Annotated in this window: 10 protein-coding genes; all 10 read right to left on the reverse strand. The window is 58.7% G+C overall.

Annotated features, from left to right (window positions below):
• Nucleotides 1-5: 5 nt before the first annotated feature.
• Nucleotides 6-722 (reverse strand): type 1 glutamine amidotransferase, encoded by a 717-nt coding sequence (locus IEW73_RS15240; RefSeq protein WP_188677271.1) that lies wholly within the window; start codon nucleotides 720-722, stop codon nucleotides 6-8.
• On the reverse strand, nucleotides 715-2,004 hold the full coding sequence (locus IEW73_RS15245; protein ID WP_188677274.1) for a Mur ligase family protein: 1,290 nt from the start codon (nucleotides 2,002-2,004) through the stop codon (nucleotides 715-717). The genes IEW73_RS15240 and IEW73_RS15245 overlap by 8 nt, the downstream gene beginning before the upstream one ends.
• 102 nt (nucleotides 2,005-2,106) lie before the next feature.
• The gene (locus tag IEW73_RS15250) at nucleotides 2,107-2,460 is read right to left on the reverse strand and encodes a cation:proton antiporter (protein WP_188677277.1); all 354 of its coding nucleotides are present in this window, start codon (nucleotides 2,458-2,460) and stop codon (nucleotides 2,107-2,109) included.
• Nucleotides 2,460-2,714: an MrpF/PhaF family protein gene (locus IEW73_RS15255; RefSeq protein WP_229676055.1), complete on the reverse strand. Its 255-nt coding sequence runs from the start codon at nucleotides 2,712-2,714 to the stop codon at nucleotides 2,460-2,462. Before IEW73_RS15255 ends, IEW73_RS15250 begins: the two co-directional genes overlap by 1 nt.
• A gap of 5 nt (nucleotides 2,715-2,719) precedes the next feature.
• Nucleotides 2,720-3,121, reverse strand: coding sequence for a Na+/H+ antiporter subunit E (locus IEW73_RS15260; RefSeq protein ID WP_188677283.1), 402 nt, complete (start codon nucleotides 3,119-3,121; stop codon nucleotides 2,720-2,722).
• A complete protein-coding gene (locus IEW73_RS15265) occupies nucleotides 3,118-4,614 on the reverse strand; it encodes a monovalent cation/H+ antiporter subunit D family protein (RefSeq protein WP_188677286.1) in 1,497 nt (498 codons plus the stop codon). The genes IEW73_RS15260 and IEW73_RS15265 overlap by 4 nt, the downstream gene beginning before the upstream one ends.
• On the reverse strand, nucleotides 4,611-4,964 hold the full coding sequence (locus IEW73_RS15270) for a sodium:proton antiporter (protein WP_188677289.1): 354 nt from the start codon (nucleotides 4,962-4,964) through the stop codon (nucleotides 4,611-4,613). The genes IEW73_RS15265 and IEW73_RS15270 overlap by 4 nt, the downstream gene beginning before the upstream one ends.
• Complete coding sequence (locus IEW73_RS15275) at nucleotides 4,961-7,837, reverse strand: DUF4040 family protein (RefSeq protein WP_188677293.1); 2,877 nt, start codon at nucleotides 7,835-7,837, stop codon at nucleotides 4,961-4,963. The genes IEW73_RS15270 and IEW73_RS15275 overlap by 4 nt, the downstream gene beginning before the upstream one ends.
• 478 nt (nucleotides 7,838-8,315) lie before the next feature.
• Nucleotides 8,316-10,118 carry a 2-isopropylmalate synthase gene (leuA, locus tag IEW73_RS15280; RefSeq protein WP_188677295.1) on the reverse strand — a complete coding sequence of 601 codons (1,803 nt, stop codon included), beginning with the start codon at nucleotides 10,116-10,118 and terminating at the stop codon, nucleotides 8,316-8,318.
• A gap of 206 nt (nucleotides 10,119-10,324) precedes the next feature.
• Nucleotides 10,325-11,326, reverse strand: coding sequence for an agmatinase (locus IEW73_RS15285; RefSeq protein WP_188677298.1), 1,002 nt, complete (start codon nucleotides 11,324-11,326; stop codon nucleotides 10,325-10,327).
• Nucleotides 11,327-11,347: the final 21 nt, after the last annotated feature.

The raw sequence follows: 11,347 nt of genomic DNA on the forward strand, positions 1-11,347 counted from the left end.
ACGGACTATCGGCCAACAGCTAGTCGTTCGCGCCGCAACTGTTCCACATCCGGGAGTTCCAGCGGCTCTAGTTTTTCGACACCCAGTGCTCGGCTAATCATCAGATCGGCGAGTTCAGGGTTGCGTGCCAATGCGGGGCCGTGCATATACGTGCCAATGACGGAGCCTTGGGTTGCGCCCTCGAAGCCGTCACCCACCCCATTGCCGACACCGAACTTCACCCGGGCGAGCGGGGCTGCTTCCGCCCCAAGCGTTGTGCCACCGCGGTGGTTTTCAAACCCCGTGAGTTGCGCTGTAAGGCCAGCAATGACGGGAGTGGTAATCACCTCACCGATGGCCCGGTTCTCCTGCGGTGTCGTGGTGACGTCGAGCATTCCAATGCCGTCGACGCGTTCCCCTGACGATGTTTCGTACCAGTGGCCGAGCACCTGGATCGCGGCGCAGATCGCTAGGACGGGTGCGCCGCGTTCTGCGGCCCGCTGGAGCCCTGGATATTTTGTCAGGTGTCGTGTCGCGAGGCGTTGTGCGTAATCTTCAGCGCCTCCGAGTGTGTACATATCCAACGACTCGGGCACCTCGTCATTCAAGGTGATTTCGACAATCTCAGAGTCGAAGCCTCGCATACGTAGGCGTTGCCGCAAGATTAATGCGTTGCCGCCGTCGCCATAGGTTCCCATGACGTCGGGCAAAACCAACCCAATCCGCACTGTTGAATCAGCCACGAGACACCTCCCGATCAATAGCACGGTTCAAACCGAGGAACGCTGTGTAATTGGCGAGCACCTCAACACGTCCGGGAGGGCATGACTTGATCGCATCCAACGGATTCTTGATCAACGTATGGTCGACGCTCGCATACGTTAGTCGTACACCGAGGTCGGTGCCGCGTTCACCTGCCGCGACCACCTGGATGCCTTCGAAACTTTCAAACTTCACGTCCCAAAGCCACGACAAGTCCTCGCCGTCGGGAACCTGCCCGTTCACCGCGATCACTAGACCGTCAACGCTTCGGTCGACCATCGACAGCGCTTCCTGCCAGCCGGCGGGGTTCTTGGCCAACAACATTCGGACGTTGTGGGAACCGACCTGAATGGTGCTGTAGCGTCCGGCTACTTCCCGAACCGCCGACACTGCCGCAACCGCGTCTTCGAGTTTGGTTCCCATAGTGACCGCCGCCGCCACCGCTTGAGCTGCGTTGCCGCGGTTTGCGCGTCCTGGCAACGCCAATGTCATCGGGACGACGACCCCATCGGGGCCGTAGAGGTTGTCGTCATCAACCCACCAGTGGGGTTCTGGGCGCTTAAAGTCACCGCTGGTGCTGTACCAGTGCGAGCCGTCCCGCACGATCGGCTCACCAGAGCGGGGGCAACTGACCGAATCGCCAACCCAGGCGTTGCCTGCAGCGACCCACACAACATTTTTGCAGTCATACGCAGCTGAGGTGACAAGCACGTCGTCGCAGTTGGCGATAATTGTCGCCTCCGGGTGACGTTCGATTCCCGCGCGGAGACGCCGCTCGATCATGTTGATCTCACCCACCCGGTCGAGTTGATCTCGAGTGAGGTTCAACAAGACAATCGCCGTCGGGTGAACAAAATCCGCGACGTGGGGGAGATGCAGTTCGTCGACTTCGATAGCCGCGACCGGGGCATCAAGGCTTTGGTTATAGGCGGCGACAATACCGGCGTCCATGTTTGCGCCGTCAGTATTGGTGGCGACGCTTCCGAGCGTAGATAGCGCCGCGGCCGTCATGCGTGTGGTGGTGGATTTGCCGTTGGTGCCCGTGATTAGAACAGTGTCACGGTAGGCGGCTAGCTGCGTCATGATCGTCTTGTCGATCTTGAGGGCGATTAACCCTCCGATCATGTTGCCCGCGCCGCGGCCAGCTTTCTTTGACGCCCACGATGCTGAACGAGCCGCACGCAAAGCGAGTTTTCCTCGCGCGGTGATCGGTGCGCGCGCAACCACACCTGATCCGGCATTGGTCGTTTTACCCTTGGCCATGCATTGAGGCTAATAGGCGCACGACTGTTTATGTGGGTCGACTGTCCGAATTGTGCGTGCGATTCTTCTCACTTGGCGTACCGACCCAACAATGCCAGCAGATTAATCTTCTGCTTCTTGGTGTCGTGCAATGGTCTCTTGCAATTCGTCGTATTGCGTGAGTTTGGTCAGCGGAGCTCCGGTGAGGTACCCGGCCCTACCGAGTGCGTGCCCTCCGACGGCCGCTGTTGCCAGGTTAATGACGATCGCGAGTGTCGCCTTGACTGCGTTCATTGCGCTGGGTTCGTGCAGCACCACACCAAGAATGATCAAAGCCAGACCTAACCCAGAGGCGGTGGTAATGGCGCTGATGCGGGAGTACAGGTCGGGAAGTTTCAAAACCCCGATAGCGGCGGCGACAAAAGCGAGGGTTCCGAGGACGATCAGCGCTGTCCCGACGATTTCAACAATGTCCACTAGCGTTGCCCCCTTGTCGCGAGCCGGGCCACCGACAGTGTTGCGAGAAACCCAACTACCGTGGCAACTAGAACGATGTCGAGCACAATTTCGGTGGCCATACGGAGACCAAATAATGCGACGACACCGATGAATGCAAAGAACACTAGGTCGGCGGCGACTGCGCGGTCAGCATCTCGTGGTCCACGAAAAATTGCATATGTTGCGGGGATGAGGGTCAGCGCAATCGCGATGAGAGCAATGTCAAGAATCATGTCCATTACGCACCCCCAGCCTCATGGTCGGAGTGGTGGGGAACGTCAGGAACGACACCGACGGCGCCATTGTGCCGCATGGCTCGCAATAGTCGCCCTTCCATCTCGTACAACGATTCCCGGAACTCGTCAACGTCGTCGGCGTACATGCCGTGCACATACAACTCAGGTGGCCGATTGCTCACCGACAACGTCAATGTGCCAGGGGTGAGGGAGATGAGGTTGGAAATCATGGTGATTTCCAGGTCCGTACGGCACCTCAACGGCATCCGCACTATCCCAGCTTTGATCTTCGTGCCTGGAGTCACGATGTCCAAACCCACAATGATGTTGGAAATGATGATCTGCCACAGGTAGTAGAAGACGAAATGTAAAGCCCTGATCGGCCAGGTTAGTCGGCTGTTCATGAGCCCATCACCGCCTCAACGTATCCGCTTACATCGAGTAGTCCGGCTGCTGCCTGTTCTGACAACACCAGGAGTCCTTGGGCGCCGATGCCCACACCGAGCGTGACCATCGTCAGGATCACCGCGGGCATGGCGAGTGAGGGCTTGACGTGAGTGAGCAGACGCCCCGGTTTGCGTGCGCTGATCGCGTGAACCCCGTCCTCAGCTGCGCGGCCCCAGAACATGCCCTTCCAAATCTTCATCATCGACATCAACGTCAACAGACTGACGGCGATGGCAATAATCGCCGCTACCATCTGGGCTTCATCGATGGCGGCACGTACCAGCACAAGTTTGGCAACAAACCCTGAGAACGGGGGCAAACCTGCTAGCGAGAACGCGGCGCCAAGGAACGCCGCTGCGATCAGAGGTTCTGTTCGCGCTATTCCTTGCAGTTTCCCTAGGTCATTTGTTTTATACGTGACTTCTATCGCCCCCGTGGACAGGAAGAGCGACGCCTTCACAATCATGTGGTGGAGGAGGTAGAAGATACCGGCCATCAAACCGATCGGCCCAAATAGTGCAACACCGAGGAGGATGTAGCCGATCTGACTGACCATGTGGAACGTCAGGATGGCGCGCGTTGTGTTTTCACCAACCGCACCGAGAACGCCGATGAGCATTGTCGCCGACATCAGCACGACACCGATCCACAAATAGCGACTATCGCCATCGAACGCGACCGCGTAGATCCGGTAGATCGCGTAGATGGCTACCTTGGTATGCAACCCGGAGAACAACGCTGTCACGGCGGGCGACGTGTACGGATACGTTCGAGTCAACCAACCGTGCACTGGTACAACGGCTGCTTTGACGGACAACGCGATCAGTACCGCACCAAGTGCCGCGCCGATCAATGGGTCTTCTTTGCCCGCACCCGCGAGCTCTGCAAGGTTAACCGTCCCGGCGATGCCGTAGACCAGGCCCACACCGACAAGGAAAATCGTCGATGTCATGAGGTTCATGGCTACGTACAGGCGTCCTCCGGCGATACGCCTAGCACCGCCGAGCATGGCGATGAGGCCGTATGACGGCAGCAGCATCACTTCGATGAAGACGAACAGGTTGAACAAATCGCCTGTGAGCAGTGCGCCGTACACACCGCCGGACAAGACGAGCACCAAGGGTGCGAAGTAGACCCGATTGTCGTCTCCGGCGGCGATGCCAAACGCCGAACACACCAACCCCAGCAGGGCTGTGACGACGATCATCAAGGCGCTGAACATATCGGCAACGAACGGGATGGAAATACCCGCGGGCCACAGCGCCACGTTGTGCGCCAGTACAGTTCCGCCCCACGTGGCGGTGACCAGCCACACACCAAACGCTAAGGCGAATGCGTTGGTGCCGAGCAGCAGGGTTCGGCGTATAGCTACCGGCGTGTGGATGACAGCGAGTAGCGCCGCTGCTAGCAGCGGGACAATGACGATAACTGCAAGAAGGGCGTCGTTCATGACTTATCTACCCCTTCTTCTGCAGAGCGAACCGGTTCCTTGGCTTTGTCGTCGGTGTCATCGTCACCGGAGCCCACGCCAGCGAGCGTGAGCATGTAGATGGTGATCGAGAACGCGATCACGATGGCCGTGAGCGCAAACGCCTGGGGGAGTGCGTCCGCAGCGAGCGCGGGGTCCGTCAGTTGAATCAGTGGAGCCTCGCGCCGTGACGCTCCACCTGCCGAAAACAGCACAATGTTCGCTGCATGGCCGAGCAGGACAAACCCGAAGGTGATTCGCACCATGCCGCGCTGCAGCACGAGGTAGACACCGCCAGCGACAAGTACGCCGACGAACAATGCGAGTGTCATCGCCTACCTCCTGTCACTGTCTCGGTACGGTCGGGAACGGAGTTGTGCTGCGGGGCATCGTGTTGAGGTGCGTCGTCCGGTGGCTCTGGGTGTGGATCGATGCTGTCGATCTGATGGCGGGGCTCTTCTTCGACCCCCAGGCGATTCAGGGCGACCAAAATGACACCAATCACTGCGAGGTAGACACCGACGTCAAAAATGAGCGCGGTAGTGAAGTGGTAGTACCCATCACCCGGAAGCGGGATGTTGTAGTGCAGAGGCCGCAAGAATGATCCGTCGAGGAACCCAAGCACACCGACTAGCGTCGCGAGGCCAACTCCGGAAGCGATAAATCCAACGTACGGAAGCTTGATCGGTGCCCGCACAGCGCGCGAGGCGCTGAGGTACGCGAGCGCGAATCCTGCACCACCGACGAGCGCGGAGATGAAGCCACCGCCGGGCAGATCGTGGCCGCGGATAAGTAGGTACAGCGACAGGATGATCAAGACTGGAGCGAGCCATCGGCCGACCGTACGGGCGAGAATCGTGTTGCCCACTGGTGACCCGATGGGGGTCTTCTTGAGCGAGGCTGCGCGTTCGTCGCGATCGCCCTTGAGGAGGCCACTCGAATCGAGAATCGCGATGATGATCAACCCCGCGACACCGAGGACCGTTAGTTCACCAAGAGTGTCGAGTGCACGGAAGTCAACAAGGATTGTGTTGACGACGTTGGTGCCGCCAGTTTCGTTTTCGGCCTCGCGCATGAAGTAGTCACCGGCTGCTGATATTTCTCGGCGGCCTGTTAGTACATACGTGGCGAGACCCGCTGTAGCACCGGCGATGACCGCAATGGTGGCGGTGACGGCAGTGCGTGACGCACTCACCTTGTGGAATACGCGTGGGAGGCGTCGAAGGATCAGCACGGCCACGACGACGGTGAGTACTTCAACGAGTAGCTGCGTCAAACCAACGTCGGGGGCTCCGAGTTGGAAGAACAGCAGCGCAACCACAAAGCCAACAACGCCGAGAAGAGCAAGCGCACCCAGACGTGAGCGAGTGATAACCATTCCGATGACACCGAGGGTTAACAGTGCGAGGAGGAGCCAGTCGATCGGTTCGGTCACAGGGGCGGGGAAGTCAGGAATGACGGGGTTGCTCGCAAATACCGCAACTGCGAGTAGTACTAGCAGCACAAACGGTGCGGCGAGGTGCCTGGCAGGGGAATTTGACCTTGTGAGGTCACCGACCTTAGCGCCGAACGCGATGATCGAACTGTAGATCTTCTCGAATACTTCAATACCAGTAACCGGGAAGAGCTTTCGGTCGAGCAGTTTGTCGACATGAACTCGGTTGAGGAACAGCACAATACCGAGCGCAATGGTGATCAGTGACATCACCAGCGCGGCATTGAACCCGTGCCACAGCGTGAGGTAAACATTGCCTGGCTCGCCCTGAGTGTCGAGAACGATGCGATCGATGAGGGGCTCAAGCGGCTTGGCGTACAGACCGAGGGCAAGCCCGGCGAGTGACGATACCGCTGCGGGCAGGAGGAAAACGAGGGAAGGCTCGTGCAGCTTCTTTTGTGCCACTGGTCCGCCGAATGCCCCGTAAACAATGCGGAACGAGTACGCGAAGGTGAGTACCGCACCGGTGACGGCAAGTGCGCCCACCATCGGGCCAACCCAGTTGGGCCCTGGCGCTTCCAGGAATGCGCCGAACATGTTCTCTTTGGAGATGAAACCAAGCAGCGGCGGCACACCTGCCATTGACAGCGCGGACAAAGCGGTCAGCGCGGCGGTGATAGGCATGACTCGGCTCAACCCGGTGAGTTTACGAATGTCGCGGCTACCAACCTCGCGGTCAATGACACCGACGAGCATGAACAAAGTCGCCTTGAACAGTGCGTGCGCAAGGGTGTGGATGCCGGCTGCGGCAAGCGCGGTGGGGGTTCCGATGCCGATGACAGCGACGAGGAAACCCAATTGGCTCACTGTGGAGTAGGCCAGGATTTCTTTTAGATCATGGCGTTGGAGCGCGAACAGTGCACCCATGATTGCAGTGAGCAGGCCTGTCGCAATGAGTGTGGACTGCCACACCGTGTTGTCGCTCAGCGCGGGGGAGAACCGCATCAGCAGATAGATGCCCGCTTTCACCATCGCCGCGGCGTGCAAATACGCGCTCACCGGTGTTGCGGCTGCCATCGCGTCGGGCAGCCAGTAATGGAACGGGAACTGTGCGGACTTGGTGAATGCCGCGATGATGATGAGTACACCGACCGTGGTGGCGAACGTCTTGTTCTCTTGCCAGATTGGGTCTGCAAGGATGACGCTCAATTGCGAAGTCCCTGTGTACACCATCATGGTGACGACAGCAGCGAGCAATGCCAATCCGCCGCCAGCAGTGAGGAGCAGTGTCCGTAGTGCAGGCTGGTTCGCGTGTTGGCCGGACCGGCCAATGAGGAAGAACGATGCGATGGTCGTGAATTCCCAGAAGACGAAAAGCAAGATGACGTCGTCGGCCACGACCAGGCCAAACATCGCAGTTGCGAACAGCGACATCAGAACGAAGAAGCCTGCGTGTCGTCCGCGGCTGTGGTACCGAGCTGAGTACGCCATGATGAGCGCACCAACACCCAGGACCAGCGCGACAAAGAGAAGGCTCGTTCCATCCATACGCAGGTGGAAATTGACATCTATTGCGGGCATCCACGGGGCGGTGAACTCAATTGTTCCGCCGTTTGCTAGCTGCGGGTGCGCCTCATTTGCGACGACTCCCCCCAGTGCAAGAAAGATGACGGCTAGCACCCATCCGGTGCTGCGTCCTAGGTAGCGGTCCAGGATGGGTGCAGCAATAGAAGTAAGCGCTAGTAGACCCAGGACCAATGGCAGAACCACTTATCTACCCCTTCGACGAATGCACGGTGGACGGTGTTTACGTCAGGTGACAACCAAGCGCACTAGGCGCACGGTTATCACGATGGGTGGAGGGGAGGCGGACAACCACTTCCGTGGTGCCCCCACGTGCTTGGATATCCATTGGACCCGGAGAACGCGGTGCGTGTGTAAGTAAGAGGCAGACACCATTTCGGTGCCGCAGTTTTACCTGCGGGTAGGAGGGCGCTGGTCATGATGTGCAGTCCCCTCCCCGTGTGCCTACTTGTGTCGAGTTCACGATAGCAGTCAGCAAACTTCACGCCGGTTGACTGGGCAAGGTTTATCGACAGCGGTAAGTTACGGTCTTTTTGTTTGCAGCGCTGCGCGTTCCCTCAAAAACCTGCGACTCGGGACCGGTGCGCGGCTGGTGATGATGATCACGCAAAAGTGTGTGGGGTATCACTATTTTCGTGAACCCCACACACTCCCGTTGTATGGACTATTCCTGGATGAACGAGCGATTGACCGCTGAAACAACCGCGCGCAGTGAAGCGGTGGTTATCGACGTCGCCATCCCGACGCCCCACACCGTCTTGTCGCCTACGACGCATTCTACGTATGCCGCGGCTTTTGCGTCGTCTCCCGCTGACATCGCATGTTCGCTGTAGTCAAGCACGCGCACGTCGATATCAAGGCTTGCCAGTGCGTGAACAAACGCAGCGAGTGGTCCGTTTCCAGTACCGGAGATTTCTTGTTCCTCGCCATTGAAAATGACCGTCGCTGAGATGGCGTCGGTTCCGCCATCAACTTCAGCCTGGTCGTAGTGCTGACGAATCCGCTCCAACGGCTGGACGGGTTCCAGGTATTCGCGCGAGAACGCAGCCCACATGTCGTCCGGGTTGATTTCACCGCCCTCGGAGTCGGTGTAGTGCTGAATAATCCGAGAGAATTCGATTTGCAACCGGCGTGGCAGCTGCAGACCGTGGTCAGCCTTCATGATGTAGGCGACGCCGCCTTTGCCGGACTGTGAATTCACCCGGATGACAGCCTCGTAGGTGCGCCCGACATCTTTGGGATCGATCGGCAGATACGGAACTTGCCACGTAATTTCGTCGATCGACTTGCCGTAATGCTGAGCGTCGTCGCCCATCGCATCGAAGCCCTTGTTAATGGCGTCCTGGTGGCTGCCCGAAAACGCTGTGTATACAAGGTCGCCGCCGTAGGGGTGGCGCTCGGGGACTTTCAACTGGTTGCAGTATTCGACAGTGCGGCGGATTTCATCGATGTCAGAGAAATCGATTTGTGGGTCCACCCCACGGCTGAACAAATTCATGCCGAGCGTCACCAAGCACACGTTGCCGGTGCGCTCACCGTTGCCAAACAGGCAGCCTTCGATACGGTCCGCCCCAGCTTGGAAGCCCAACTCTGCGGCGGCGATAGCTGTGCCACGGTCGTTGTGCGGGTGCAGGGACAGAATGATCGAATCTCGCCGAGCCAAGTTTCGGTGCATCCACTCGATGGAGTCGGCGTACACGTTGGGCGTCGCCATCTCGACCGTCGCCGGGAGATTGATGATCATGGGGTGGTCTGGCGTCGGCTGGAACACATCCGATACGGCGTCACACACGTCTTTTGCGAAGCTAAGTTCCGTCCCCGTGTACGACTCTGGCGAGTATTCCCACATCCAGTTGGTGTCCGGGTACTTAGCGGCCTCTTCGAGGCAGATCAGCGCGCCGTCGACGGCAATCTTTTTAATTACGTCTTGGTTGGCTCTAAACACCACCCGGCGCTGCAGAATCGACGTGGAGTTGTAGATGTGAACGATGACGTTTTTCGCGCCCTCGCACGCCTCAAAGGTGCGTTTGATGAGTTCTTCACGGCACTGCGTCAGAACCTGGATATAGACGTCATCCGGGATCGCACCGTCTTCGATAATCTCGCGAACAAAATCGAAATCAGTCTGGCTGGCGGAAGGGAAACCAACCTCGATCTGCTTGTAGCCCATCGACACGAGCAGATCGAACATCCGACGCTTCCGCGCAGGGCTCATCGGGTCGATCAAAGCCTGGTTGCCGTCCCGAAGGTCCACAGCACACCACAAAGGTGCACGCTCAATGATGCGATCGGGCCACGTCCGGTCCGGCAGCGCGACATTCTCGACTTCGTCAGCAAACGGCAAATACCGGAACGTGGGCATGGAACTGCTCTTTTGGGTGTTCCAGGCAGGTTGATCAGTCGGCGCTGGACGAGCGGGGGGACTGACCATTTCGGCAGTGCCAAATGTGGGGTCTGTAATTGTCATCGAAAATTCTCTCCAGGATTGTGAAGACAGTGTGCTCCCTGCGGCTCTATCCGCGTGGGGAGTCGACCAGCACCAATGAGCCCCGCGGCGGGACGCCGGTTCGGATCAGACCCCGCCGCGGCAACCAAGGAGAAGACCGCGATGCATGCTTCAACTGTACATCGGAGTGCGGTGGTGTCACATCAGGAGCGGATTCTCGGCGGGTATCAAGTGCCATTTGGCGGCGTGAGAACCATTGCGGAAATCAGTTCGTATGCGATGTGAGCTGCGGCGATGCCGGTGATTCCGGCGTGGTCGTAGGCGGGTGCGACTTCCACTACATCAGCACCAACGATGAGGTGTCGTGACAACGTGCGCACCATCGCCAGCAGTTCGCGGCTTGACAATCCTCCCGCTTCAGGTGTCCCCGTCCCAGGTGCGAACCCAGGGTCTAGAACGTCGACATCGACGCTGACATAGATCGGCACTGCGCCACGACCGCCAATACCGCCACTACCGCCACTACCGCCACTACCGCCAATACGTTCGTGCATCCGGGCAATAACTGCCGACAGGCCATCCGTTTCCACATCTGTGCACGTCAACGGTAAGAATCCAAGAAGTTTGTCATCGTCGAGGTCGCGTGCGCTGTAGAGCGGACCTCGAATGCCGACGTGCACACTCCGTTCGAGATCAATCAGCCCTTCCTCGGACGCACGCCTAAAAGGTGTCCCGTGGGTATGAGGCGCGTCAAAATAGGTGTCCCACGTATCGAGGTGGGCGTCAAAGTGAACGACGGTCACCGGGCCGTGCTGTGCGGCAACGGCCCGCAGCAGGGGGAGTGCAACCGTGTGGTCACCTCCCAACGCGACGAGGCGGCAGTCGCTCTGCCCGAAATGCCTTGCCGCGGCTTCGATAGTGTCGATGGCCGCAGCGATATCAAAAGGCGTTACCGCTATATCGCCAGCGTCAACTACTTGCGCCTTAGAGAAGGGCGACACGTTTTGCGTGGGGTTATACGGTCGCAAAAGTCGCGAGTTCTCGCGAATGTGGCTCGGGCCGAACCGGGCGCCCGGGCGAAACGATGTTCCAGAGTCAAAAGGGATCCCGACAACTGCGATATCGGCTCGTGAGACCTGATCAATCCGAGGAAGTCGAGCGAAAGTCGCAACGTCGGCGAATCGAGGAACTCGACTGCTGTCGATTGGGCCCCTCGGCTCATCCACCATCGCCCAAGTTTACGTCGAAGG

This window comes from Hoyosella rhizosphaerae, from assembly GCF_014643175.1.
In the GTDB taxonomy this organism is placed as follows: domain Bacteria; phylum Actinomycetota; class Actinomycetes; order Mycobacteriales; family Mycobacteriaceae; genus Lolliginicoccus; species Lolliginicoccus rhizosphaerae.